Raw genomic sequence first — 23,498 nt, forward strand, 5'->3', positions numbered from 1 at the left:
GCCAATTTCAGCAGCACCGCAGCTCAACTGTGGGAGCTGTCGAGCCCCGGCGAGGCTGCGAAGGCGGCGGCACCGCTGGCATTTACGTCGCCTGACACTCCGCTTTCGCAGCCTCGCTAAAGCTCGACAGCTCCCACATCGATTCGGTTTACACCCCCAAAGACCTCACTTCACCTCTGGCAACGTCGAGCCGCCATCCACAATGATGGTCTGCCCGGTGATGTAAGTCGCCAGGTCCGACGCCAGAAACAGCATGGCCCCGGCAATATCCTCCGGCGCGCCGAGCCGGCCCAGTGGCACGCGGTTGGCAATGTCGGCATTGACCTGGCCATCGCCCAGGTTGCCCATGGCCGGCGTGGCAATCATTCCCGGTTCTACACCGTTGACCCTTACCCGGTCGCCGGCCAGTTCCAGCGCGGCACTGCGGATGAACCCGTTGACCCCCGCCTTTGACGCCGCGTAATGGCTGAGTCCCGGATAAGCGACCCGTGGCCCGGTGACCGAGGAGGTGACCAGCACACAGCCGCCACCTTGACGCTGAAACATCGGCAACGCGGCCTGGGTCAGCCAGAACAGCGCGCAGAGGTTGACTGCCAACGTGCGCTCCAGCACGGCGGGGGTGATCTGCTCGAATGCAGTCAGCGGGAAATAACCGGCGTTGTGCACCAGGATATCCAGGCGCCCCCAGTCTCGTTCGATGCCCTTGATCGCGTCGAATACCGCCGCCGCATCGGCCAGATCGAGCTCGATGGCTTCGACCTGGCACCCACGTCCTGCCAATTCGTCGGCCAACGCCTGGGCCTGCGGCCGGCGCAGGTCAACGATCATCACACGCGCGCCACGCAGCGCAAACGCTTCGACGATGGCTCGGCCGATGCCTTGCGCGCCGCCGGTGACCAGCACGCTTTTGCCGCTGAAATCGAGGTCTTCAGACATGGGGCTGCTCCATATGGGCATAGGCCAGGGTCGGCACATCGACGATGCTCGAACCGCCGTCGGCGACCAGGCTGGCGCCGGTGATGATCGAGGCGTCGGGGCTGGCGAGGAAACGGCACACCCTGGCGATTTCTTCGGCGCTGGCGGGGCGTCGCAACGGTACGTCGGCGCACACGCGGGCATAGGCTTGGCGCAGCGTATCGCCGTGGAAACTCATCAAAGGCTGCATTTCCTCGTCGGCCATCGGCGTAGTGACCCAGCCCGGGCATACCGTGTTCACTCGCACGCCACGTGGCCCATAGTCGCGCGCCAGTGAACGATTGAGCCCGAGCAGCGCATGCTTGGCGGTGGTGTAGCCGCACACTTCGGGCCCGGCGGCGAGCGACGCGATGGAGCCCAGCAGCACGATGCAGCCGGCGCTCTCGATCAGCAGCGGCAGGCAGGCGCGGGCGCTGTAGAACGCACTGTCCAGGTTGCTGCGCAACGCCGCCTCCCAGGTGGCCGGGCTGGTTTGGCTGGCGCTGCCCACGCCATGCCCGCCGGCACAGGCCAGCAGCACATCGAGTCGGCCGTAGCGCGTGCGAATCTGCGCAATGAAGCCTTCCCAGGTGTCCGGGCTGGCTGCGTCGCCGACCAGCACCAGGCCGCCGGTCTCTGCGCCGACCTGCTCCAGCGGCTCGCGCCGCCGGCCGATCAGCACCAGGTTGGCGCCCTCGGCGGCGTACAGCCGCGCGCAGGCGGCACCGATGCCGGTGCCGGCACCGGTGATGACCACGGTACGTGGATCAGGCATCGGGATACTCCGTGCGGTTGAGGACCTGGCAGTAGGAGCTGACCGGAAAGTTCGACAGCGCATCGAAGGACGCACCGGCATAACCGAAGATCTTGCCGTCGCTGCGGTGCTGTTGCAGGTCGATCAGCACCAAGCCGAGGGTCGGGATGATTTTTTCGCGCCAGACGAACAGGTACAGCTGGTCGGCAATCTTGTAGTAGTGGCAGCGATCGGTGTCGCACAGGCCCTGTTCGACACCCTTGAGGCACTGCCAGGAATAGAACTGATCGTTCAGGTAGATGTGCTCGTAGACTTCGCTGGGGCTGTAGCGATACAGGTTGCGCAACCCGGTCAGTTCCTGGGTCGGCGCGTGGGGGCAATGGCCGGCCTGCCAGGGTTGATTCAGGCTGCCATGCAGGAACTGCACTTCAACCGAGGTCAGCGCCTTGCCGGCCAGGGCGCGGCTATAAAGGCCTTGTTCGGTATGTTCGCGGCTCGGCATGCTGCCGATCACGGCGGTGAACGACGACGTGGCGGTATCCAGCACCAGGCTGATCGACCAGGCTTGCCCGGCTTCGTGCTTGATGAAGTCGACCAGGTACAGGCCCGGACGCACCGACGTGGCGCGGTACGCAGCCGAACCACTCGAGTGACCGTCGGCGGCGTTCCAGTGCAGCGTGGCGGCGTCGAAACGGTGTTCGATCTGCCAGCCGTTGGCGAAGTACAGCGTGAAGGTCTTGCCGTTGAGGTCGGCCAGGTTGGGCAGGATGAACGCTTCAGGCGCGAAACCGTCGGCGAGGGCGCCAACGGTGATCCAGTCGGATGGGGTGGTCATTGCAGGGCTCCAAGGGTTGAGTTGACAACCCGGAGCATGCGGCGGGGAAGGGCGCGCGCCTATCAACCGAATGGTTGAGCCCGCTTAAAGAAACAGCGCGGCCACCAGCTCGGTACGGCTGCTGACGCCTGCCTTGCGGAACAGGTGAATCAGGTGGGTTTTGACCGTAGGCAGGCCGACGTCCAGCTCCAGGGCCAGTTGTTTGTTGCTCGCGCCTTGGCGCAGCAACCAGGCGATCTGGCGCTCCCTGGGGGTAAGCCCGGCCAACGCGTCGTCAGCGGGCTGCATATTGGCCACGGCCATTTGCAGCAACGCCTGCAAGGCATTCAGTTGCGCCAATTGGTCGGGGGTGAACACCCCTTGTCCAGCGGTGCGCAGTAACGAGATGGCAGCCTGGGGCTGGTCGGCGCGATGGGCGACGATCTCCACCACATCGACCACCCCGTAGCGCGCCAGAAAGTCGCGATAGCGGCGGCTGTCACGCAGCGGCTGCCTGGCCATGGCCAACCCCAACGGCACTACGGCCAGCCCGGTGGACAGGCAATTGCGCGGCTGCAAGGGATCGAATTGGCGGTAGTTGTCCAGATAGTCGCGGTGCATCTCGCCGCTCATGCCCTGCAGCCTGAAATCACGGGCTTGCAGCTGGCGGTCAACACAATAGAACGCCGCCAGGCTGGCGGGTACGAGACGGGTGAAAGCCTGCAGGCAATGGCCGGCGACTTCCTGAGCGGGGATGGCGTGCATGGTCGGTTACCTGCGCCGGGAAAAAACGCTGCCGGCCCAAACCGGCAGCCAGGAGCGATCAGACTACCGCAAAATAGTGCTTCACGAAGCTGTCGCTGACCACCTCCCACAGCACCGGCGTGCCTTTGGTCACGAACCAGCTATCGCCCGCCTTGTAGCGGGTGCTCTGGCCGTTGCTTTCGTCGGTCAGGATCACTTCGCCGGTGACCACGGTGGCCTGTTCGGCGAACGGGTAGACCATGCGGAATTTGCCTTGGGTGGTGCCGAAATAGGCGCTGCTGACCGCGTCGGTGGGGGCGCCATAAGTCATCTTGCCGAAGGCCTTGACCTCGCCTTCGAGGATCTCGGAGCCGAGGTCGGCAACGGTGCCCCAGGCGTCGAGGTCCGACAGTTGGATATCTTTGTTGAGCGTTGTGACGGGCATGGCGGTGCTCCTGTGATGGATAGAATGGGAATCAACGGCGACCGTTGAAGTAGCCTGACAGTTGGTGGAGGCTTTTGCCGGCGGTGAGCAGTAGTGGACGGATATGGTCCTTGCCGAGAATCTGCGCATGCTTGACCGCGCTGATCAGGTCGTAGCGCGAAGAACCTTCGCTCATGCCCTCGGCCAGGACCTTGCAGATGATGTGGCTGGGCGTCACCCCAAAACCGGCGTAACCCTGTACATAAAAGGCGTTGGGGCGGCCACTGAGCGTGCCGATCTGCGGAAACAGGTTGGCGCCGGTCGCCATCGGCCCGCCCCAGGCCAGGTCGATCTTCACGTCCTTGAGGTACGGGAAAATCTTCAGCATCAAGTGACGGTTCCAGGCCTTGAGGTCCTGCGGGATGTGCTCGACAAACGGCGTGGCGGCCCCGAACAGCAAGCGGTTTTCGTTGGTGACGCGGTAGTAATCGATCACCGGGCGGATATCGCTGTAGGCGCCGCGTATGGGGCTGATGCGGTTGATCGTTTCGTCCGACAGCGGTTCGGTCATCAGCTGGAAGGCGTAGGTGTTGACGGTGGTCTTGTGCAACTCGGGTTCAAGCTTGTTGAGGAAGCTGTCGCAGGCCCATAGCAATTTGGTTGCCTTGACCGAGCCTCGACCGGTGCGCACAGTGATGCGCTCGCCATAGCTCACCTCCAGCGCCGGGCTGTGTTCATAGATACGCACACCGTGGCCGGCCAGTGCCTTGGCTTCGCCCAGCAGCAGGTTCAACGAGTGCACGTGCCCGCCGCCCATGTGTAGCAACGCGCTGGTGTAGGCGTTGGAGCCGATGATCTGCTTGACCTCGGAGCCTGCCATGAAGCGGATCTCGTCCTTGGTATTGATCGACTTGAAGTCTTTCTCCCAGGCGCGCAGGGTTTTTTCCTGGCGGGCGTTGAAGCCCATGTAGCCGTAGCCGTGGCAGAAGTCGGCGTCGATCGAGTATTTGGCGATGCGGTCCTTGATGATACCGGCGCCCAGCTCGCTGATTTCAAAGATCTGGCGCAGGCCTTCGTCGCCGACTTGTTTTTTGATCTTTTCCAGGTCATGGCCGATACCCGCCATAATCTGCCCGCCGTTGCGGCCGGTACCGCCAAAGCCCAGGTAACGCGCTTCGAGTACCACGATGTTGGTGATGCCTTTTTCAGCGAGTTCCAGCGCGGTATTGATACCGGAGAAACCGCCGCCAATCACCACCACGTCGGCTTCCACGTCGTGTTCGAGCGTCGGGAAACTGAGGTTGTATTTCTTGGTTGCCGAATAGTAGGTAGGCGTTTCGATAGTGATCATGGCGCAGCCTGGAAAAGTGAAGGAGAACTCACTGCAGAGCCGGGTTGAGGCTCTGTGCCTGTTGGGTGCTATTAAGTGCCTTCCGAGCGGTAGGTGTCTTGGTTCTGCGTGCCGCGGCTTTTGACCGTGGCTGCCACTATCAGCCATCAAGCCTGCCTGGATGTAAAGCGGCACACGGCGATCAGTTGCCAATGCTAGAATGTTGTTAATCTGTTAACTAATTGCGACGCCACTGCCCATGTCCAAGCCGCGCCAATCCTTGACCCTCACGTTGCTCCAGGCGCGTGAAGCCGCCATGGCTTTTTTTCGTCCTTCGCTCAATCAACACGGGCTGACCGAGCAGCAATGGCGAGTCATTCGGATCCTGAGCCAGCACGAAGAGTTGGAGATCAACCGCCTGGCGGAGCTGGCGTGCATCCTCAAGCCGAGCATGACCGGCGTGCTGGCGCGTATGGAGGCGGCGGGCATGGTTGAGCGGCGCAAGGCGCAACAGGATCAACGGCGCGTACTGGTGCGGCTGGCCGGGAAGGGGCAAGCCTGCTTCGACTCGATGAGTCAGAGCATGGAAGCCAATTACCAGCGCTTGCAGGCGGGGTTTGGCGAGGAGAAGTTGCAGACGTTGCTGACCTTGCTCAACGAGCTTAAAACCCTCAAGCGCTGAAGCGGGGGGACCGGATCAGACAAGCCTGTGGCGAGCGGGCTTGCCCCGCGTTGGGCTGCGCAGCAGACCCAAGACCTGACACCCTCAACTACCTGACACACCGCAGTGGCTTTACTGGGGCCGCTACGCGTCCCAACGCGGGGCAAGCCCGCTCGCCACCGGGGGCCTCCCTCTCTACAGGTCACTTTTCGTTCGCACTACCTAATAGATAGCACCGGCCGCGCTTGCAGGCGCCAGTGACCCCTTGAACGCCGCCGCCAGGCTTTGCAGCCCGCGCATCAGCACCGTGGTGTCTACGCCTACCGCGACAAACGCGGCGCCCAGCTCGATGTAACGCCGCGCCAATACCGGGTCGGCGCTGAGAATGCCGGCGGCCTTGCCCGCTTTGCGGATGCGGGCGATGGCGTCTTCGATCGCCGCCTGCACCTCAGGGTGCCCCGGGTTGCCGCGAAAGCCCATCGAGGCGCTCAGGTCCGCCGGCCCGATGAACACACCGTCGACGCCGTCCACGGCCGCAATGGCGTCCAGGTTGGCCAGGCCCTCGCGGTTTTCGATCTGCACCAGCAAGCACATTTGCTCATCGGCGCGGTCGAGGTAGCCGGGGATACTGTTCCAGCGTGAAGCGCGGGCCAACGCACTGCCGACGCCGCGCACGCCGTTGGGTGGGTAGTGGATGGCCCTCACCAGTTCCTGCGCCTGCACTGCGCTTTCGACCATGGGCACCAACAGCGTCTGCGCGCCGATATCGAGCACTTGCTTGATCAGCGCGGTGTCGCCGATGACCGGGCGAATCACCGGGTGGCTGGGGTAGGGCGCCACGGCCTGGAGCTGGCCGAGCATGCCGCGCAGATCGTTGGGCGCATGTTCGCCGTCGATCAGCAACCAATCGAAGCCGGCATTGGCGGCCAGTTCCGCGCAGTAGGCATCGGCCAGCCCCAGCCACAGGCCGATCTGGGCTTCACCGCTGCGCAGGCGCTGTTTGAAGATGTTGACAGGCATATCCATCGAGACGTACTCCGCTTAAACAAAACGACAGGCAATCGACCCGAGCATGTCGTAGTCGACATGGAAGGTATCGCCAGGGTTGGCCGCCACGGGGCGGGTAAAGGAGCCGCCCAGGATGATCTGCCCCGGTTGCAGGGTGACGTCATAGGCGGCCAGCTTATTGGCGAGCCAGGCCACGCCCTTGGCCGGGTGGTTGAGCACGGCGGCCGACACGCCGGATTCTTCGATCACACCGTTGCGGTACAGCACCGCCGGCACCTTGCGCAGGTCGATCTCGGTAGGGCGCACGGCGCGACCGCCCATCACCACGCCGGCGTTGGCCGCGTTGTCGGAAATGGTATCGAACACCTTGCGGGTCGCCTTGGTGTGCGGATCGACCTGCTGGATGCGCGCGTCGATGATCTCCAGCGCAGGGATTACCCATTCGGTGGCGTCCAGCACATCGAACACGGTCACGTTCGGGCCTTTCAAGGGTTTGCCCAGGATGAACGCCAACTCGACTTCAACGCGCGGCACGATAAAGCGCTCGAAAGGAATATCCGTGCCCTCATCGAAGAACATGTCATCGAGCAGCGCGCCGTAATCCGGCTCGGTGATATTGGAGGACACCTGCATGGCGCGGGAGGTCAGGCCGATCTTGTGGCCGACCAGTTTGCGTCCGTCCTTGATTTTGCGGGCTACCCACGCGCGCTGGATGGCGTAGGCGTCATCGAGGGTGATTGCCGGATGCTCCAGGGAAAACTGGCGTACCTGCTCCCGTGAGCGTTCCGCCTGGTCGAGGCGTGCGGCGGCTTGTTGGATAAGCTGTTGATCAAGCATGGCAAGGGTCTCTTAGTGAGGGTTGACGACAGTTGCCTGGGTGCGCAGCACCAGCAAGCCGCCGAGTGCAATCAGCACTGCCAGGGCGTAGAGGGCCAGGCTGGCGCTGTGGGTGGTGTCGCGCATCCAGCCTATGAGGTAGGGCGCGAAGAACGACGCAATGCTGCCGAAGGAACTGATCAAGGCAATGCCAGCGGCCTGGGTGTGGTTGGACAGAAACGCCGGGGGCAACTGCCAGAACATCGGCAACGCGGCGCTGGCGCCCATGCCGGCGATGATCAGGCCGCCGAGCACCAGGGCCGGGTTGGCAGGGGCGAGCCCGGCGATGGCGATGCCGCCGGCGGACATCAGCAACGGCACGCACAGGTGCCAGCGGCGTTCGCGGTGCCGATCGGACGAACGCCCGCAGCCGATCATGAAAAAGCATCCGGCCAGGTACGGCACCGCACTGAGCAGGCCGACCTTGCCGTCGCTGCCGACCCCGGCGCCATGGATCAGCGTCGGCATCCAGAACGCCAGGGTGTTGACCGCCAGCATCACCGCGAAATACACCGCCACCAGCAGCCACACCTGTCGGTTGCGAAGAATGACGGAGAACGAGGTGATGGATTTGCGCTGTTCTTCGCTGTGCAGTTGCTCGCGCAGGTGTTGTTTTTGCACAGGTGTCAGCCAGCTGACACTCTCGAAGCTGTCCGGCAGGCACTTGAGCACCACCAGCCCGAGCAGAATGACCGGCGCGCCCTCGATCACGAACATCCACTGCCAGCCGCGCAGGCCGCCCAGGTCATGAAAGTGCTCCAGGATGCCGCCCGAGAGCGGCCCGCCGATCACCCCGGCCATGGGCACCGCAATCGCAAACAAGGCGGTGATTTGCGCACGCCGACCGGCCGGGTACCAACGATTCAGGAACACCAGGATGCCCGGGAAAAAACCCGCTTCGGCGACCCCGAGCAAAAAGCGCAGCACATAGAAGCCCGTCGCGCTGTCGACCAGGAACATGCAGGTCGACAGCGCGCCCCACACCACCATCAGCGTGGCGATCCAGCGCCTGGGGCCGACGCGCTCAAGGGCCATGTTGCTGGGCACGCCGAACAGTGCGTAGGCGACGAAGAACAGGCCGGCACCGAAGCCATAGACGGTGTCGCTGAAGTTGAGGTCGGCGCTCATCTGCATCTTGGCGAAGCCGATGTTGATGCGATCGAGATGGGCGAACAGGTAACAGATCAGTAACAGCGGCATCAGCCGCCAGGTGATGGCGCTGTGGGTGCGGTCGCGGGCGACGGCAGTGCAAGTGTCGGCGGTATTGGCTGTGCTCATGGTTTTATACTTTTTGTTTGAGAGGCCGATGGAACGAACGGGCAGGGCGGGTTAGTTCACCTGTGCCTTGAGGAAGGCATGCACATTGTTCTGCTTGAAATTGAGGTGTTCGTGCAGTTCGATCATTTCAAACGACAAGGCCAGCAGGCGTTGGGCTTGCAGCTCGGCAAAGTGCGCGGTGATCACCTCGAAGAGTTTTTCGGCGACTGCCTGCCGTGTCGCCAGGTCGCGGCCATGGCCGACCTTGAGGGTCATGTGCACGAAGGCGTAGTCATGCTTGCCGTCGGCCATGCGCCAGGTGTCCAGGCGCACACCGCGGCTGCGGATACCGCCCAGAGGGAACACGCCGCTGTCGCTCAGGGTGGCGTGGACTTTTTCAAACAGGCCGGGCAGGTCGGCCTGCTGTTCGATATTGTCGGTGTACTCAGCGATAAAGTGGGGCATGAACGGCTCCTTCAGGCCGCGCGGGAAAGCCGTGCGGCCATGTGGTCAAACAGGGAATATGGCGTTGATCTGCCCGGTACCCGAGCTGCCGAAGGGTTCGGTGATGATCTCGGCCGGCTTGCTGTAATCCGGCCCGCCGAGCAAACCCAGGAGCATGGCGGTGTCGTGCATCTTGCCTTCACCAAAGCAATGCTCGGCGTAGTCGGGGAGCATGGCGCAGAACTCTTTCCAGCGGCCCTGGCGCCACAGTTCCACCACGTGCAGGTCGACCTGTTTGTCGAACTCGCGCGTCCAGTTATGGATATTGGCTTCGGCATTGCGATCATCCGAGAAGCGGTGCGACAACGACCCCGAGGCCAGCACCACGACTTTGCGGTCGCTTTTTTCGATGGCCCGGCGGACGGCGGCGCCGAAGGTGAAGCTGTCTTGCAGGCGATGCCAGGCGCACCAGGCGGCAATCGACACCACGTTGAGTTTCTGATCCTCCGGTACGCCCATGTGCATGTAGCGCATCGGCACCAGGGTGCCGTATTCCAGTTCCAGGCTAGGGATGTTATGGGCCAGGGTGCGCACATCGGCGGCGTTGGCCTCGGCCGCAATCAGCTCGCCCAGCTCAGGGCAGCCGGGGTACTCGTACGCCATGTTCTTGATGAAATGCGGCAGCTCGTTGCTGGTATAGATGCCCTTGAAGTGCTCGCCGCTGTTGACGTGATAGGCGCTGTTGACCAGCCAGTGCACGTCGAACACCACGGCGGTGTCGGCGCCCAGTTCGCGCGCGCGCCGGCCGATTTCCTTGTGGCCGGCAATCGCCGCCTCACGGCAGCCATGGTGTTTGCCGGGCAGCTCCGACAAATACATCGAGGGAACGTGGCAGATTTTCGCGGCCATGACGACTTCGCCCATGATGATTCTCCTGAAATTGTTGTTGTCTTAGGGAATTTTGGTGTTGCTCAGACGCCCCAGCGTGGAATGTGATGACTGCCCATCGAAATGCACACGTTCTTGATCTCGGCGAACACCTCGAAGCTGTATTGGCCGCCTTCACGGCCGGTGCCGGAACCTTTCACCCCGCCGAACGGCTGGCGCAGGTCGCGCACGTTCTGACTGTTGATGAACACCATGCCGGCTTCGATGCCATGGGCCAGACGATGCGCCTTGCCGATGTCCTGGGTCCAGATGTAGGACGCCAGGCCGTACTCGGTGTCGTTGGCCAGCTGCAGGGCTTGCGCTTCGTCCTTGAACGGAATCAGGCACACCACCGGGCCAAAGATTTCTTCCTGGGCAATGCGCATGTTGTTGTTCACATCGGCGAATACCGTCGGCTGAATGAACTGCCCTTTGCTCAAGTGCGCCGCCAGGTTGTCCGGGCGCTCCAGGCCGCCGGCCAGAAGCGTAGCGCCTTCTTCGATGCCGATCCTGATGTAGCCAGTGACCTTGTCGTAGTGGGCCTGGGTGATCATCGAGCCGACCTGGGTCTTAGGGTCTTGCGGGTCGCCGACGATCAGGCGTTTGGCGCGCGCGGCAAATTCGGCGACGAATTGCGGGTAAACGCTTTCCTGGATAAAGATCCGGCTGCCGGCGGTGCAACGTTCGCCGTTGAGCGAGAAAATCGTGAACAGTGCCGCGTCCAGCGCACGTTCCAGGTCGGCGTCTTCGAAGATCAGCACCGGCGACTTGCCGCCCAGTTCCATGGAGTATTTTTTCAGGCCGGCGGTCTGCATGATCTTCTTGCCGGTGGCCGTGCCGCCGGTGAAAGAAATTGCCCGCACGTCGGGGTGGCGCACCAACGCATCGCCCGCCGTGGCGCCGTAACCCTGGATCACGTTCAACACGCCGTTGGGGATGCCGGCTTCGACGGCCAGGCGCCCCAGCTCGTTGGCGGTCAGCGGCGACAGCTCGGACATCTTCAGCACGGCGGTGTTGCCCAGCGCCAGGCACGGCGCGGTCTTCCAGGTGGCCGTCATGAACGGCACGTTCCATGGCGAGACCAGCGCGCACACACCCACCGGCTGGTACAAGGTGTAGTTGAGCATCTGGTCATCGACCGGGTAACTGTGCCCGTCCATGCGTGTGCAGACTTCGGCGAAGAAATCGAAATTGTGCGATGCGCGCGGGATCAATACGTTTTTGGTCTGGTGAATCGGCAGGCCGGTGTCGAGGGTTTCCAGTTCGGCCAGGCGCGGCACGTTCTGTTCGATCAGTTCACCGAGCTTGCGCATCAGGCGCGCGCGTTCTTTCGCCGGTGTGCCGGCCCACTTCGGAAAGGCTTCCCTGGCCGCCGCCACGGCCTGCGCCACTTCGTCGGCACCGCCGCTGGCGACTTCGCCGATGGCTTCGCCGGTGGCCGGGTTGTAGTTGACGAACACGTCTTTGCTTTCGACCTCACGGCCGTTGATCCAATGTTTGATCATGCTGTTCAAGCCTCTTTACGGGCGTTGAAGAACGCCGTTTCGCTGACAATCCGATTGACCAGGCGGCCGACGCCTTCGACTTCCACCACCACTTCATCGCCGGGCACCACATCGGCCAGGCCCTCGGGCGTGCCGGTGGCGATCATGTCGCCGGGCTGCAAGGTCATGAAGCCGGACAGGTATTCGATGAGGTAGGGAATGTCGAAAATCATGTCGCGGGTGCTGCCTTCCTGGCGCAGTTCACCGTTGATCCAGGTGCGCAGCTTCAGGTTGCTCGGGTCCGGCACATCGGCCACATCAACGATCCAGGGGCCGACGGGCGTGGTGGCGTCGCGGTTTTTCACGCGCAGATTGGGCCGGTAGTAGTTTTCCAGGTAATCACGAATCGCGTAGTCGTTGCACACCGTGTAACCCGCCACATAGTCCAGGGCGTCTTCGCGCTTGACGTTGCGCGCCGCTTTGCCGATGACGGCCACCAGTTCGCACTCGTAGTGCATGTAGGCGACGTTATCCGGGCGCCAGCTCACCTGGTTGTGGCCAGTGTAGGTGCCTGGGGATTTGATGAACGCCAGCGGCTCGGTGGGCGGTTTGAACGCCAGTTCGGCGGCGTGGTCGGCGTAGTTCAGGCCCAGGGCGAACATGCTGCCGGTGGCCGGTGGCAGCCATTGCACCTGGTCTTCGGCCAGCAGGCGGCCGTCAGCCAGGCGCACGGCGTTGTTGTCTTCGACTTGAACGCGGTGAATTTCGCCTTCAAAGCGGATACGGGCGTGTTTCATGAGTGCTCCTGCGGCTGGGCCACGATGTGATTGACGAGACGCCCCAGTCCGCTGATTTCAACGGCGACGCTGTCACCCGGCAGCACATCGACGCGACCTTCAGGGGTGCCGGTGATCAGCACATCGCCCGCGTGCAGGGTCATGAACTCGCTGATTTCGGCGATCAACAACGCAATGTTGCGCACGAAGTTAGCGGTGCTGTTTTGCTGGCGAACCTCGCCGTTGACGTACAGCGTGATCGCCAGGCTGTGCGGGTCGTTGATCTGTGCAGTAGGGATCAGCTCAGGCCCGACGGCACAGAAACCATCCCGGCATTTGGCTTTGACGGCAGGGCGGTAGTAGCTGTCTTCCGGCAGGCTGAATTCATTGACGATGGTATAGCCGGCCACGTAATCGAGGGCTTCGGCCGCGCTCACACGGCTGGCGCTCTTGCCCATCACCACGCCCAGGGCCGGGCCGGGTTGCAAGCGTTCGCCCGGGCCTGGGTGCACAACCTCGGCACCGTGCTGATTGCGCGTGTTGGGCGTCTTGATGAACAGCACCGGTTTGACCGGCGGCTTTTGATACGGCGGCTGTTCGAATTCGGCGAGGCGCTGCTTGAGCAGCCCCTGATAGTTCAGTGCGACACCGAACAGAGTGCCGGTCGCGACGTCATGCAAGGCACGGCTCATGCTTTCTCCTGGCAGAGCCATGGGGCGGCTCCGGATATTGTTAATGTGTTAACAGTTATAATTAAGATGTTAACTATCGTCAAGCGTGGCACACTCATTTCGCGGTGGTTGCGCTGTGCGAATCGGTGCAGGATGAGCGCCACCGCCATCACAAAAACAACGAGCAGCGTGCGATGACCGACCGTCAACCCATCCCGAACATCAACATCGGCCAGGTCTATGACCAGCGCTACAGCGACGCGCAGGTGCATTACGACCGGCTGGCCAACCTGGCGGGTTTCTTCGGACGCAACATGCCGGTGCACCGGCATGACCGGTTCTTCCAGGTGCATTACGTCAAAAGCGGCGCAGTGCGGGTGTACCTGGACGACCAGCAGTACGTCGAGTCGGGGCCGATGTTCTTCCTTACGCCGCCCACCGTGCCGCATGCCTTCGTGACCGAGGCCGACAGTGACGGACACGTGTTGACGGTGCGTCAACAACTGGTCTGGCAATTGATCGAGACCGACCCCAGCCTGGCACCGGCCGGCGCGCAGCTGCCGGCGGCGTGTGTCGCGCTGGCGCATTTGGGGCCGCACAACGCGGGTGAAATACGCCGGCTGGATTTTCTGTTCGACGAATTGAGCGAAGAGGTGGACGCCAAGCGCCCAGGGCATGGCGCCGCCCTGGACAGTTTGACGCGCTTGATCATGGTGAGCCTGTTGCGGCTGTGCTCCCATTCGTTGAAAGCCACGCCGGCGCGGCACGAAGACTTGAAGATCTTCCACCGTTTCAACGAGTTGATCGAAGCGCACTATCTGCAGCATTGGCCGTTGTCGCGTTACGCGCAGGGTATCGGCGTGACGCAGGCGCGACTCAACGATGTGTGCCGACGCATCGCCGACCTGCCGTCCAAGCGCCTGATCCTGGAGCGCCTGATGCAGGAGGCCAAGCGCCTGTTGTTGTTCACGGGGGGCTCCGCCAACGAAATCTGCTACCAGCTCGGGTTCAAGGACCCGGCCTATTTCAGCCGTTTTTTCCAGCGCTACGCACAGCTCACTCCAGGGGAGTATCGCCAGCGGCAATTGGGTTTGCGTTGAGCCAGGCATGGGGGATTTCGCCTTGATCTTGTAGGGGTCAGCATGACCGGCCCGGCAAGCCGGCAGAATGGCTTTTACGCGGAACCGATTGCACTTTTCACAGGCTTGCGCGCGCTGTCCGGCGACACTAAGCTGCCGACTCGCTCATCCACGTGGTGCCGATATGACCAACCCTCGACCTTCGTTGACCCTGACCTTGCTGCAAGCCCGTGAAGCGGCCATGGCGTTTTTCCGTCCTGCGCTGAACCAGCATGAACTGACCGAACAGCAGTGGCGGGTGATTCGCATACTGCGTCAGCAGGGAGAGCTGGAAAGCCATCAACTTGCCCAGCAGGCGTGCATTCTGAAGCCGAGCATGACGGGTGTATTGAACCGCCTGGAGCGCGATGGCCTGGTGCGTCGGCAGAAGTCCAGCCAGGATCAGCGACGGGTGTTCGTCGGCCTCACCGAGCGCGGCCAGCAGTGCTTCGTGTCGATGAGTGAAGGCATGGAAAGCAACTACCGCAAGATCGAGGAACAGTTTGGCGCGCAAAAAATGGAGCAACTGCTGGGCCTGCTCAACGAGCTGAAGAATATAAAGCCTTGATGCGAAAAAATTAGTTAATAGGTGAACGTTTTCATCTGTAGACGGTGTGCGATCGCCTGCTCCACTATCCATTTTCGGCACACATTCACGACTCACCCTGAGTTCGGAATGAAACTTGCGTTGTAACTGACCCGTTAGCCTTGCAACTGAAAAAGGTCGGGTCATGAACAACAATAATCAGCTGATACCTGCGGTCTCCAAGCGCGTGTGGTCGACGTCGCCCCTCCAGCGTTTCCTGACGAGTGATATCGATGAACACGCGCGCAACATGCGCGGCTGGCAGGTCCGCTACGATCAGTTATCGCCGGGCGCCTTTGAAGGCGAGTTGATCGAGTTCCGTTCGGACTGGATGCAACTGGCCCGCGACCGCTCTAATCAAGCCATGATCAAGAGCGGAACGGCCTGGGACGGCGCAATCACCTTCAGCTTGCCGTTGAGTGCGCAAGGCCCGGTGTACTGCGCGGGGCATCCGATTCACGAGCCCAGCCTGTTGGTCGCCCACGGGCACAACCTGCCCGAGCTGCACACGCCCCAGCACCTTGACCTGCTCAGCGTGGCGATTGACGAGCGTGTGCTGGAACATGTGCTGGAACGTCAGGGCAGCGCTTTTCGAATTACCGATCTTCCCAAGTGTTACCGCTTGGGCGACTCGTCCGTGCAACATGAACTCGCGGCATTGTTCGATGAACTGGCGCGCTGCGACCAGGGACGGGATGCGTTGCTTGGACACGACTCGATCCGCCGCGGCATACGCGATACGGTGATGCTGCACATCCTGGAATTGATTGCGCCGGATCAAGCGCCACCGCTCAACCCCACCGCGCGTAAAAGAATGGTCGACCGCGCCCGCGAATATGCGCTGGGCCACCTTGACGAGCCTTTGTCGATCCTCGACCTGTGCAACCACATCGGCGCCAGTCGGCGCAAACTCCAGTACTGTTTCCAGGAAACCCTGGGGATCAATCCGGTGGCCTACCTGCGTGCATTGCGCCTCAATGCGGTGCGTCGTGAACTGCGTACGAGCACGCAGTCCCAGGGCGTACAGGAAGTGGCGGCACGCTGGGGGTTCTGGCATTTGAGCCGGTTCTCGGGCGATTACCGCACCATGTTTGGCGAAAGCCCTTCGCAGACCCTGCGGCGTACTCAACTCTGCTGAAAACGGATAACCCGCTCACGAGGCTGCTCCATAGGATGGCCCACACCACTTGATGGGAGGGGCATTCGATGATTCATAACAATAATGCAAACGCCGCACGCATGACGCTGTTCACCCTGGGGCTGCTTGGCTGCTGCGCCGGCGCCCAGGCCACCGAGAACGGTGCGCCGACCACCGCCGTCGGGGTCTACGATTTCGGCGCGGGGATGATGCCGCCGGCCACACCGTTCGGCACACTGGGGCTGCGAACGGCGTTTTATTCGGCCAACGTGCAGAAGGACCGCCACGGGCGCACCGTCGACAACCACTTCTCGCTGGATGTGTTGTCTATCGGCGTCGCCTATATGCGCATGACGGATCACACCGTGCTGGGCGCCCAGTATGGTTTCGGCGCGGTGGTGCCGTTTTTCAAGATGGACGCTTCCGTCAAGGTGCCGACGCCGGTCGGGCCGCTGAGCCTGGAGGCCGATCCATTCCGAATGGCCGACGTGCAGTTGCTGCCGGTGATCCTGCAGTGGAACCTGTCGCCGAATCTGTTCATCAATACGCAATTGCAGATCCAGATGCCCACCGGTGACTACGACAAGAATCGCCTGATTTCCCCAGGGCTCAATCACTGGACGTTCTCGCCGATCGTCAACGCCACCTACATCACCGACAGTGGCTTGGAGGTGTCTTCAAGCTTTGAAGTCGACGTCAATACCCGCAACCCCGCGACCGACTACAAAAGCGGCGTCGAGTACCGCCATGAATTCGCCGTGGGCCAGCATGTGGGGCCATGGACCCTGGGCCTGGGCGGTTATTACTACCGCCAGTTCAGCGACGACGACGCGCCGGGGTTGCAGTCCGGCAATCGCGCACGGGTTTTGGCCGTCGGGCCGGCGGTGAGTTACTTCAAGCCCGGCCTGCCACCCATCTGGCTGCATGCCTACAAGGAAACCGACGCCCGCAACCGTGCCGAGGGTTACACCGTGGCGCTGCGCATTTCTCATAGTTTCTAAGGGGCTGACCATGAACCCATTACGTTCTGATTCCGTACACCCTCGCCAAGCCACCGGGCGCCGTGAAGGGCTGGTGCTGATGCTGGGCAGCAGCCTGACCATCATGGGGGCGGTCATGGTTGCACCGGTCCTGCCCAAGCTTGGCGCCGAGTTCGGCCCGCTGGACGCGCACGCCGACTTGCTGGTGCCGCTGGTGGTCACCGGGCCGGCACTGGCGATTGCGGTGTGCGCGCCGTTGGCCGGGTGGTTGGCCGACCGGGTCGGGCGCAAGGCCTTGCTGATCATCGCGACCCTGCTGTATGCCGTACTCGGCGCGCTGCCGGCAGTGCTGGATAACTTGTCGACCATCGTCGGCGTACGCCTGTTGTTCGGCTGCGCCGAAGCCGCGGTCATGACCTGCTGCGCCGCGCTGATCGCCGACTATTGGCACGGCGAGGAACGCATGCGCTACATCAATCGGCAAGTGGTGACCATCGGCCTGGTGGGCGCGCTGTTCTTCGTGGTGGGCGGGGCGCTGGGTGAGCATTCCTGGCGCCAACCGTTTCTGCTGTACCTGCTGCCATTGCTGCTGGTGCCGGTGATGATGAAAGTGCTGTGGGAACCTGCGGCCAGCCGACAGCCAATCGACGTGCCGGACGAGGGGCGGGTGGCGATCCTGCCCCTGGTGCTTGGTTACCTGCTGATTCTCAGCGGTATGGTCCTGACGTTTGTCGTGCCGATCCAGGCGCCGGTTCTGCTGGTCGGCCTGGGCGTGACGTCCAGCACCATGATCGGGCTGTCGGCGGGCCTGAGCCTGCTGTCGACCCTGGGCGGTTCGTTGGCCTGGCCGCTGCTGCGCCGTCGCATCGGTATTCCCGGTTGCAATGCAGTGTTGCTGACGTTGATGGGCCTGGGGCTGTGGCTGCTGATGCGCGGGCAAAGCTACAACGCGCTACTGCTGGCCATATTGATTCACGGTTTGGGTGCCGGGCTGCTGGTGCCCAACGCGATGGCGCCGGTCATGAATGCCCTGAGCGCCAGCACACGCGGGCGCGGCCTGGGCGGCTTCACCGCTTGCCTGTATGTCGGGCAATTTGTCAGCCCACTGGTGGTGGCGCTGATCACTGTCTACTCGGGCGACCTGCGTCTTTCCATTCAGTGGCTGGCGTTCGCCAGTGTTCTCTCGGCCCTGGTCTGGGCGCTGGCCGGCCTGCAAGCGCGACGCAAGGCGCTCACCCGTGTCGTCGGCACAAGTCATTCATAATCAAGAGGAGATGAACATGAGCATCCAGAACCTACTGAACAGCGAGGACGCCACGGGGTTGGCCGAGTGGATCCGGCGCGGCGAAGTGCAGCCCGGCGAGTTGCTGGAGGCGGTGATCGATCGTATCGAGCGGGTCGAACCGCAGCTCAACGCCGTGGCCGAGCGCCTGTACGATTCTGCCCGTGAGGCCGCCCGCACAGCGCGGCCCGGTGAAGGCGTATTTGCCGGGGTGCCGACCTTGGTCAAAGACTTGTTCTCGCCGGTCAACGGCGCGGCCATGACCAATGGTTCCCTGGCCCAGGGAAGCTTTCGCGCCGACTTCGACGCGGAGCTGGTGACGCGTTTGCGCCGTGCCGGTTGTGTGATTGTCGGCACCAGTACCTCGCCGGAATTTGGCACCTCGTACTCCACCGAATCGAGCCGCTTTGGTGCCACGCGCAACCCGTGGAACACCCATCACAGCGCGGGCGGTTCCAGCGGCGGCGCGGCGGCCCTGGTGGCGGCGCGTGTCGTGCCTTTCGCCCATGGCAACGATGGCGGCGGTTCCTTACGCGTGCCGGCGTCCTGCTGTGGCGTGTTCGGTTTAAAACCCAGCCGTGGGTTGCTGCCTTCCGGACCGATGATCGGCGAGGGCTGGGCCGGGATGGGCACTCCCCATGCCATCACCTTGTCGGTACGCGATAGCGCCGCGCTGCTGGATGCCACCGCAGGGATCGACCTGGGCGCACCGTATGCCGCGCCCACGCAGATGCAGCCCTATGTCGCGGCGCTGCAGCGTGACCCTCGGCCGCTGCGTATCGCGTTGGTTGAACAACTCGGGCCTTGGCCGACCTCCCGCGCGAGCGTCGACGCCGTCCGCCAGGCCGCCATGTTGTGCCAATCCCTGGGCCACCACGTTGAGCCGGTCAGCTTGCCCGTTGCGCTGCCGGAATTTCTCGACCAGGTTTTCACGATCATCGGTGCAAGTACCCGCCACTATGTCGACGTGCTGGGCCAGATGCGCGGTGTCGCGGTACAGCCTGAGGAACTGGAAGCCCGAACCCGGATTATCTTGCGCAGCAAGGGCGATGTAACGGGTGCTCAGTACGCCGGTGCGGTGGAGTGGATTCATGCCTTGGGTCGGCAGTTGGCAGTGTTCATGCAGGATTACGACCTTATTCTCACGCCAACCCTGGCACGCGAGCCGGCTCCCATCGGTGAGCTGGACCTGCAAGACGATAGCGTGAGCCTGGAAGAGCTGATTGAACGGTTCCACAGCTACTCACCTTTTACGGCGCTGTTCAATGCCAGCGGGCAACCGGCGATGTCGGTGCCGTTGTTCTGGAGCGCTGCCGGCTTGCCGATGGGGGCACACTTCGCCGGTCGCTTTGGCGAAGAAAGCACGTTGTTTGCACTCGCCGCGCAACTGGAGCGCGCCCAGCCCTGGCGCGGGCGTGTGCCGCCGGTGAATGCCTGCGGGTTGTGAGTCTGGGTGGTGTAAGCGGTAGCGCCGTAGGGGGAGTCAAGGCGTTTGTGCCCGCCCGCTCGCACCGGATGGCCGCGTGACCACGAACGGGGATCAGCGGCCTATCCATTCACAACATGCGGCGCAATACATTGTTGCGAGGGTCGCGGTCGAAGAACCGGTGCTTGAGCGCGCCCGCGATATGCAGCACGATCAACACCAATAAGGTATAGGCCAGCACTTTGTGCAGCCCTTGGAACACGACGAACCAATCGTCATTCTTCGCCAGCAGCTCCGGCAGGTTCACACCGAAAAAGAACACACCGTCGCTCATGGTGTAGGTGCTTGACATCGAGTACCCCATCAACGGGACGGCCACGATCAGCACGTACATGGAGCGTTGTACAAAACGTGAGAGAAAACGCTCATGCGCCGCCAGTGTTTGCGGTGGCTGCGGAAGCGCGGGGGTGCGAACGCGCAGGGCGATCTGCACCAGCACCAGCAGAAACGCCAGCACCCCGAACGATTTGTGCCACGGATAATAGAGTGTGTATTTACTCACCACTTCATCATCAAGCCCGGTCATGTGCCAGCCGGCCCAGAGCAGGCCGGCGATGACCACGGCGCGCACCCAGTGCAGGATGCGCAGGGCCACGGGATACCGATCAATTGTCGCTTGTTTTTGAGTGTTCATCGCAGTCTCTTCATTGATCATCAAGGCATCGAAAACGCACGATTGAATGCCACCCTCGGCGGCCATGGCCGCGAGGATGGCAGGTGCAGTGACTGTTCTCAGGCGGGCAGCAGCACGGTGATCACTTTCTCCTCGGTGTAGGCCAGCGCGCCGCCAAGCCCGCCTTCACGGCCAATGCCGCTGGCCTTGACGCCACCCCATGGCAGGTTGGCATCCAGCGGACTCCAGCAGTTGACGCCAATGGCACCAGCCTTTACGGCCGCAGCCACGCGGTGCGCGCGCGCCAGGTCGGTGGTCCACACTGTGGCTGCCAGACCGTAGGCAGAGTCGTTGGCCAGTGCCACGGCCTCTTCTTCGCTATCAAATGTGATCACCGTACCGACGGGGCCGAAGATCTCGTCCTGGGCGATCGCCATGTCATTGCGGGCGTCGGCAAAAATCGTCGGGCGTACGAACCAGCCCTGGTCAGGGGTTGATACGCCGCCGGCCAGCAGCGAGGCGCCCTGGTCGATGCCCAGCTGGATGTAACGGTTGACGCGATCGAATTGCGCTTTCTTGGCCACCGGCCCCATCTGCACGTCAGGCTGGCGAGGGTCGCCGACCTTGACCGCGCGCGCGGCGTCGGCCAGTGCACCAGCGAATCTCTCGGCGAGGCTGCGCTGGACCAGGATGCGCGAGCCGGCGGCACAGATCTGCCCCTGGTTGGCGAACAGGCCCAGGGTGCAGCCGAACAGCGCTTCATCGAAGGGCGCATCGTCGAACACGATCTGCGGGCTCTTGCCGCCCAGTTCCAGTGCCACGCGCTTGAACAGCACACCCGCGGTGCGCTGGATCTCACGCCCAGCCTCGGGACTGCCGGTGAAACTGATCTTGGCCACATGCGGGTGTTCGCATAAGGCGCGGCCCACCTGCGCACCGTAACCGGTGACCACATTGATCACGCCGTCAGGAAAGCCCGCTTCCTGCGCCAGCGCCGCCAGATGCAGGGCCGATTGCGGGGTTTCTTCCGAGGGTTTGATAACGACGGTGCAGCCTGCCGACAGCAATGCGGCGAGCTTCCACACAGTGATCATCAGCGGTGAGTTCCACGGCACGATGGCGCCCACGACGCCCACTGGCTCGCGTACGGTGTACGAGAGGGTCTTGCGACCGAAGTAGCCGCCGGTGGGAATGGTGCGTCCTTCAAGCTGGTTGGCCCAGCCGGCGGCGGCGCGCAGGTTGGCGATGGCGTTGGGCAGGTCCATCCGGCGCGGTTCGAGCGGTGAACGGCCGATGGCGTCGGCGTCCATGTCGGCCAGTGATTCGCTGTCGCGCTCCACCAGGTCAGCGAGTTTGGATAACAGCCGGCCGCGCTGGGCGCCGTCAAGCCGGCTCCAGGCGCCACCTTCCAGCTGGGCGCGCGCCGCTGTCACGGCCCGGTCCACATCCTCGGCGGTGCCGCTTGCGCAACTGCCGTACACCTGTTCGGTCACGGGGTTGATAAGGGGGATGCGCGCGCCGTCGCTGGCTTCGAAGGACGCGCCCTGGATAAAGTGGTTCAAATGCTGAGTCATGTGGATGTCCATGCGTGATGGGTCGGAGGCGACGGGCCTCATGCCTTGAGGGAAGCCAGGGCATCGCCGAAGATGTCCAGCGCCTTGAAGAACAGCGAGCGAGTGATCGTCAGCGAGGGCATCACACGCATCACGTTGCTGTAGCGCCCGCAGGGGATCATCAGTACGCCGTGGTTCATCAGGTAGCCCATGAGTTGGCCGATCTTGGCGCCCTCCAGCGGTGTCTTGGTGGCGGCGTCTTCCACCAGTTCGATACCGATCATCAAACCGCGGCCGCGGACTTCGCCGACGAACGGGCTGTTGAACCCACGGATACGTTCCTGAGCTTCCAGGCCCAGGGTGTGGGCGCGACCGAGCAGGCCGAGTTCCGGGTCCTGCAAGATACTGATATTGGTCAACGCCACGGCCGCAGACAACGAGTTGGCGGCAAAGGTATTGGGCATCGAACCGTCGGGAATCTGGGCGGCGAGGTCCGAACGCATGATCAGCCCGGCCATCGGCAAGTCGCTGCCAATACCCTTGCCGAAGGTGAGCATGTCGGGTTTGACCCCGGAGTGTTCGACCGCCCACATCTTGCCGGTGCGGCCCGCACCGGACTGTACTTCGTCAACGATCAGCAGCGCGCCGGCGCGGTCGCAGGCCTTGCGCAACAGTTGCAGGAACTCGGGGGAGGGCGGCACGTAGCCGCCTTCGCCCTGCACCGGTTCCACAATCACGGCAGCCACGTCATCGGCGGCGGTGTAAGGACTGTTCAGCAGATAGTCCACATAGTCGCCGGCAATTTGCTCGGCACTTTTTTGCGTGGTATCGAAAGGAAAGCGGTAGGCGTATGGGTAGGGGGCGTGAATCACGCCGCCCATCATCGGCCCGTAGCCCTTGCGATAGGCTGTGCCGGTGGTCAGGGCGCCGGAGGCGTTCCACACGCCGTGGTAGCCGCCGTGGAAGGCGAGGATCTGGTGGCGTCCGGTGATGCGCTTGGCAAACTTGATCGCAGCTTCCAGCGCATCGCTGCCGCTTTGCGTGAAGAACGTGATGCAGTCGCCGCGCAGCCCGTCGGGCGCGATCTCGGACATCTTGGCGGCCAGTTCGGTGCGGCGGGTGCTGTTGATTTCCAGGGCGTGCATCAGCACTTCGGACTGTTCACGGATGGCTTGCACCACCTGTGGGTGGCAGCGACCGACGCTGCTCACGCCCACGCCCGCGGACAGGTCGATGAAGGTGTTGCCGTCGGGATCCTTGAAGGTCGCGCCGAACGCGCGGTCCATGGCGATAGGCATGCGGCCGCCGCCGCGCGCCATCGATTCGGTATTCGCCGACAACGCCAGGGCCTCGCGGGTCAGGGGGCCGGGCAGGGTGCTGGAAATAATGCGCGGGGCATCCGCGAAGTGCAGGGATTCTAGTGTGGACTCAATCATGACGCACTCTCTGGGGTAGCGGTTTCAGTGTGTGGATCATTCTCATGGAGTGTCCTTGACCGTTAGCCCGAATCGGCAAGTAGATGAATCGGCCCGTGCGCAGTTGTCGACAAAGAGGATGTTGAGAAGAAATTTCGCGGGGTTTGATCTTTGTGCGAATATCGCAAAGGAATGCGAACTAA

At 62.8% G+C, this 23,498-nt stretch carries 24 protein-coding genes; 7 read left to right on the plus strand and 17 right to left on the minus strand.

Annotation, left to right across the window (positions count from 1 at the left end):
• Positions 1–165: 165 nt before the first annotated feature.
• The 6 genes from BLL36_RS23575 to BLL36_RS23600 all read right to left on the minus strand — a co-directional run bounded on the left by BLL36_RS23575 (position 166) and on the right by BLL36_RS23600 (position 5,041).
• Positions 166–936, minus strand: coding sequence for an SDR family oxidoreductase (locus BLL36_RS23575; protein ID WP_076954005.1), 771 nt, complete (start codon positions 934–936; stop codon positions 166–168).
• A complete protein-coding gene (locus BLL36_RS23580; RefSeq protein WP_076954006.1) occupies positions 929–1,729 on the minus strand; it encodes an SDR family NAD(P)-dependent oxidoreductase in 801 nt (266 codons plus the stop codon). The genes BLL36_RS23575 and BLL36_RS23580 overlap by 8 nt, the downstream gene beginning before the upstream one ends.
• Positions 1,722–2,543, minus strand: coding sequence for a molybdenum cofactor biosynthesis F family protein (locus tag BLL36_RS23585; RefSeq protein WP_076954007.1), 822 nt, complete (start codon positions 2,541–2,543; stop codon positions 1,722–1,724). Before BLL36_RS23585 ends, BLL36_RS23580 begins: the two co-directional genes overlap by 8 nt.
• A gap of 84 nt (positions 2,544–2,627) precedes the next feature.
• Positions 2,628–3,287: a response regulator transcription factor gene (locus BLL36_RS23590; RefSeq protein WP_076954008.1), complete on the minus strand. Its 660-nt coding sequence runs from the start codon at positions 3,285–3,287 to the stop codon at positions 2,628–2,630.
• 58 nt (positions 3,288–3,345) lie between these two features.
• On the minus strand, positions 3,346–3,711 hold the full coding sequence (locus tag BLL36_RS23595) for a cupin domain-containing protein (RefSeq protein WP_076954009.1): 366 nt from the start codon (positions 3,709–3,711) through the stop codon (positions 3,346–3,348).
• Between the two features lie 31 nt (positions 3,712–3,742).
• Positions 3,743–5,041, minus strand: coding sequence for an NAD(P)/FAD-dependent oxidoreductase (locus BLL36_RS23600; protein WP_076954010.1), 1,299 nt, complete (start codon positions 5,039–5,041; stop codon positions 3,743–3,745).
• 238 nt (positions 5,042–5,279) lie between these two features.
• Here BLL36_RS23600 and hpaR (BLL36_RS23605) point away from each other — a divergent pair, with 238 nt between their 5' ends.
• The gene (gene hpaR / locus BLL36_RS23605) at positions 5,280–5,702 is read left to right on the plus strand and encodes a homoprotocatechuate degradation operon regulator HpaR (RefSeq protein WP_057722536.1); all 423 of its coding nucleotides are present in this window, start codon (positions 5,280–5,282) and stop codon (positions 5,700–5,702) included.
• 201 nt (positions 5,703–5,903) lie between these two features.
• Here the strand turns inward: hpaR (BLL36_RS23605) and hpaI are convergent, their stop codons facing one another.
• From hpaI to BLL36_RS23645, 8 genes are read right to left on the minus strand one after another with little or no spacing between them, the layout of a single operon-like run.
• On the minus strand, positions 5,904–6,707 hold the full coding sequence (hpaI, locus tag BLL36_RS23610; protein WP_076954011.1) for a 4-hydroxy-2-oxoheptanedioate aldolase: 804 nt from the start codon (positions 6,705–6,707) through the stop codon (positions 5,904–5,906).
• 15 nt (positions 6,708–6,722) lie between these two features.
• Positions 6,723–7,526, minus strand: a complete 804-nt coding sequence (hpaH, locus tag BLL36_RS23615) for a 2-oxo-hept-4-ene-1,7-dioate hydratase (protein WP_076954012.1) — start codon at positions 7,524–7,526, stop codon at positions 6,723–6,725.
• Between the two features lie 12 nt (positions 7,527–7,538).
• Positions 7,539–8,843: an MFS transporter gene (locus tag BLL36_RS23620; RefSeq protein ID WP_076954013.1), complete on the minus strand. Its 1,305-nt coding sequence runs from the start codon at positions 8,841–8,843 to the stop codon at positions 7,539–7,541.
• Between the two features lie 51 nt (positions 8,844–8,894).
• Complete coding sequence (locus BLL36_RS23625; protein ID WP_076954014.1) at positions 8,895–9,287, minus strand: tautomerase family protein; 393 nt, start codon at positions 9,285–9,287, stop codon at positions 8,895–8,897.
• Positions 9,288–9,332: 45 nt separating this feature from the next.
• Positions 9,333–10,190 (minus strand): 3,4-dihydroxyphenylacetate 2,3-dioxygenase, encoded by an 858-nt coding sequence (gene hpaD / locus BLL36_RS23630; protein WP_076954015.1) that lies wholly within the window; start codon positions 10,188–10,190, stop codon positions 9,333–9,335.
• 47 nt (positions 10,191–10,237) lie between these two features.
• Positions 10,238–11,698: a 5-carboxymethyl-2-hydroxymuconate semialdehyde dehydrogenase gene (hpaE, locus tag BLL36_RS23635; protein WP_076954016.1), complete on the minus strand. Its 1,461-nt coding sequence runs from the start codon at positions 11,696–11,698 to the stop codon at positions 10,238–10,240.
• A 5-nt stretch (positions 11,699–11,703) separates the two neighbouring features.
• Positions 11,704–12,474: a fumarylacetoacetate hydrolase family protein gene (locus tag BLL36_RS23640; protein WP_076954017.1), complete on the minus strand. Its 771-nt coding sequence runs from the start codon at positions 12,472–12,474 to the stop codon at positions 11,704–11,706.
• On the minus strand, positions 12,471–13,145 hold the full coding sequence (locus BLL36_RS23645) for a fumarylacetoacetate hydrolase family protein (RefSeq protein ID WP_076954018.1): 675 nt from the start codon (positions 13,143–13,145) through the stop codon (positions 12,471–12,473). The genes BLL36_RS23640 and BLL36_RS23645 overlap by 4 nt, the downstream gene beginning before the upstream one ends.
• Positions 13,146–13,318: 173 nt before the next feature.
• On the opposite strand from BLL36_RS23645, the gene hpaA reads away from it, so the two are divergent.
• From hpaA to BLL36_RS23675, 6 genes are all read left to right on the plus strand, one after another.
• Positions 13,319–14,224 (plus strand): 4-hydroxyphenylacetate catabolism regulatory protein HpaA, encoded by a 906-nt coding sequence (gene hpaA / locus BLL36_RS23650; RefSeq protein ID WP_076954072.1) that lies wholly within the window; start codon positions 13,319–13,321, stop codon positions 14,222–14,224.
• Positions 14,225–14,387: 163 nt separating this feature from the next.
• Positions 14,388–14,810, plus strand: coding sequence for a homoprotocatechuate degradation operon regulator HpaR (gene hpaR / locus BLL36_RS23655; RefSeq protein WP_076954019.1), 423 nt, complete (start codon positions 14,388–14,390; stop codon positions 14,808–14,810).
• A 163-nt stretch (positions 14,811–14,973) separates the two neighbouring features.
• Positions 14,974–15,966, plus strand: coding sequence for a helix-turn-helix domain-containing protein (locus tag BLL36_RS23660; RefSeq protein ID WP_076954020.1), 993 nt, complete (start codon positions 14,974–14,976; stop codon positions 15,964–15,966).
• Between the two features lie 68 nt (positions 15,967–16,034).
• Complete coding sequence (locus BLL36_RS23665; protein ID WP_076954021.1) at positions 16,035–16,967, plus strand: SphA family protein; 933 nt, start codon at positions 16,035–16,037, stop codon at positions 16,965–16,967.
• A 10-nt stretch (positions 16,968–16,977) separates the two neighbouring features.
• Entirely contained in the window at positions 16,978–18,210 is a 1,233-nt protein-coding gene (locus BLL36_RS23670) for an MFS transporter (protein WP_076954022.1), read from the plus strand.
• A 16-nt stretch (positions 18,211–18,226) separates the two neighbouring features.
• A complete protein-coding gene (locus tag BLL36_RS23675) occupies positions 18,227–19,675 on the plus strand; it encodes an amidase (protein ID WP_076954023.1) in 1,449 nt (482 codons plus the stop codon).
• A gap of 109 nt (positions 19,676–19,784) precedes the next feature.
• On the opposite strand, the gene BLL36_RS23680 is transcribed toward BLL36_RS23675, so the two are convergent.
• The 3 genes from BLL36_RS23680 to BLL36_RS23690 all read right to left on the minus strand — a co-directional run bounded on the left by BLL36_RS23680 (position 19,785) and on the right by BLL36_RS23690 (position 23,316).
• A complete protein-coding gene (locus tag BLL36_RS23680; protein ID WP_076954073.1) occupies positions 19,785–20,348 on the minus strand; it encodes a cytochrome b in 564 nt (187 codons plus the stop codon).
• A 98-nt stretch (positions 20,349–20,446) separates the two neighbouring features.
• Positions 20,447–21,901: an aldehyde dehydrogenase family protein gene (locus tag BLL36_RS23685; protein WP_076954074.1), complete on the minus strand. Its 1,455-nt coding sequence runs from the start codon at positions 21,899–21,901 to the stop codon at positions 20,447–20,449.
• Between the two features lie 38 nt (positions 21,902–21,939).
• Positions 21,940–23,316 (minus strand): aspartate aminotransferase family protein, encoded by a 1,377-nt coding sequence (locus BLL36_RS23690; protein WP_076954024.1) that lies wholly within the window; start codon positions 23,314–23,316, stop codon positions 21,940–21,942.
• Positions 23,317–23,498: the final 182 nt, after the last annotated feature.

The sequence above is a fragment of the Pseudomonas cedrina subsp. cedrina genome, assembly GCF_001983175.1.
GTDB classification, from domain to species: Bacteria; Pseudomonadota; Gammaproteobacteria; order Pseudomonadales; family Pseudomonadaceae; genus Aquipseudomonas; species Aquipseudomonas cedrina.

What these genes read in the sequence shown, in the direction of transcription:
- BLL36_RS23690 (WP_076954024.1), bottom strand. Translation starts at nt 23,316, where the DNA reads ATGATTGAGTCCACACTAGAATCCCTGCACTTCGCGGATGCCCCGCGC.
- BLL36_RS23680 (WP_076954073.1), bottom strand. Translation starts at nt 20,348, where the DNA reads ATGAACACTCAAAAACAAGCGACAATTGATCGGTATCCCGTGGCCCTG.
- BLL36_RS23620 (WP_076954013.1), bottom strand. Translation starts at nt 8,843, where the DNA reads ATGAGCACAGCCAATACCGCCGACACTTGCACTGCCGTCGCCCGCGAC.
- hpaH (WP_076954012.1), bottom strand. Translation starts at nt 7,526, where the DNA reads ATGCTTGATCAACAGCTTATCCAACAAGCCGCCGCACGCCTCGACCAG.
- hpaI (WP_076954011.1), bottom strand. Translation starts at nt 6,707, where the DNA reads ATGGATATGCCTGTCAACATCTTCAAACAGCGCCTGCGCAGCGGTGAA.
- hpaA (WP_076954072.1), top strand. Translation starts at nt 13,319, where the DNA reads ATGACCGACCGTCAACCCATCCCGAACATCAACATCGGCCAGGTCTAT.
- BLL36_RS23670 (WP_076954022.1), top strand. Translation starts at nt 16,978, where the DNA reads ATGAACCCATTACGTTCTGATTCCGTACACCCTCGCCAAGCCACCGGG.
- hpaR (WP_057722536.1), top strand. Translation starts at nt 5,280, where the DNA reads ATGTCCAAGCCGCGCCAATCCTTGACCCTCACGTTGCTCCAGGCGCGT.
- BLL36_RS23675 (WP_076954023.1), top strand. Translation starts at nt 18,227, where the DNA reads ATGAGCATCCAGAACCTACTGAACAGCGAGGACGCCACGGGGTTGGCC.
- hpaD (WP_076954015.1), bottom strand. Translation starts at nt 10,190, where the DNA reads ATGGGCGAAGTCGTCATGGCCGCGAAAATCTGCCACGTTCCCTCGATG.
- hpaR (WP_076954019.1), top strand. Translation starts at nt 14,388, where the DNA reads ATGACCAACCCTCGACCTTCGTTGACCCTGACCTTGCTGCAAGCCCGT.
- BLL36_RS23595 (WP_076954009.1), bottom strand. Translation starts at nt 3,711, where the DNA reads ATGCCCGTCACAACGCTCAACAAAGATATCCAACTGTCGGACCTCGAC.
- BLL36_RS23625 (WP_076954014.1), bottom strand. Translation starts at nt 9,287, where the DNA reads ATGCCCCACTTTATCGCTGAGTACACCGACAATATCGAACAGCAGGCC.
- BLL36_RS23665 (WP_076954021.1), top strand. Translation starts at nt 16,035, where the DNA reads ATGATTCATAACAATAATGCAAACGCCGCACGCATGACGCTGTTCACC.
- hpaE (WP_076954016.1), bottom strand. Translation starts at nt 11,698, where the DNA reads ATGATCAAACATTGGATCAACGGCCGTGAGGTCGAAAGCAAAGACGTG.
- BLL36_RS23640 (WP_076954017.1), bottom strand. Translation starts at nt 12,474, where the DNA reads ATGAAACACGCCCGTATCCGCTTTGAAGGCGAAATTCACCGCGTTCAA.
- BLL36_RS23660 (WP_076954020.1), top strand. Translation starts at nt 14,974, where the DNA reads ATGAACAACAATAATCAGCTGATACCTGCGGTCTCCAAGCGCGTGTGG.
- BLL36_RS23575 (WP_076954005.1), bottom strand. Translation starts at nt 936, where the DNA reads ATGTCTGAAGACCTCGATTTCAGCGGCAAAAGCGTGCTGGTCACCGGC.
- BLL36_RS23645 (WP_076954018.1), bottom strand. Translation starts at nt 13,145, where the DNA reads ATGAGCCGTGCCTTGCATGACGTCGCGACCGGCACTCTGTTCGGTGTC.
- BLL36_RS23600 (WP_076954010.1), bottom strand. Translation starts at nt 5,041, where the DNA reads ATGATCACTATCGAAACGCCTACCTACTATTCGGCAACCAAGAAATAC.
- BLL36_RS23685 (WP_076954074.1), bottom strand. Translation starts at nt 21,901, where the DNA reads ATGACTCAGCATTTGAACCACTTTATCCAGGGCGCGTCCTTCGAAGCC.
- BLL36_RS23580 (WP_076954006.1), bottom strand. Translation starts at nt 1,729, where the DNA reads ATGCCTGATCCACGTACCGTGGTCATCACCGGTGCCGGCACCGGCATC.
- BLL36_RS23590 (WP_076954008.1), bottom strand. Translation starts at nt 3,287, where the DNA reads ATGCACGCCATCCCCGCTCAGGAAGTCGCCGGCCATTGCCTGCAGGCT.
- BLL36_RS23585 (WP_076954007.1), bottom strand. Translation starts at nt 2,543, where the DNA reads ATGACCACCCCATCCGACTGGATCACCGTTGGCGCCCTCGCCGACGGT.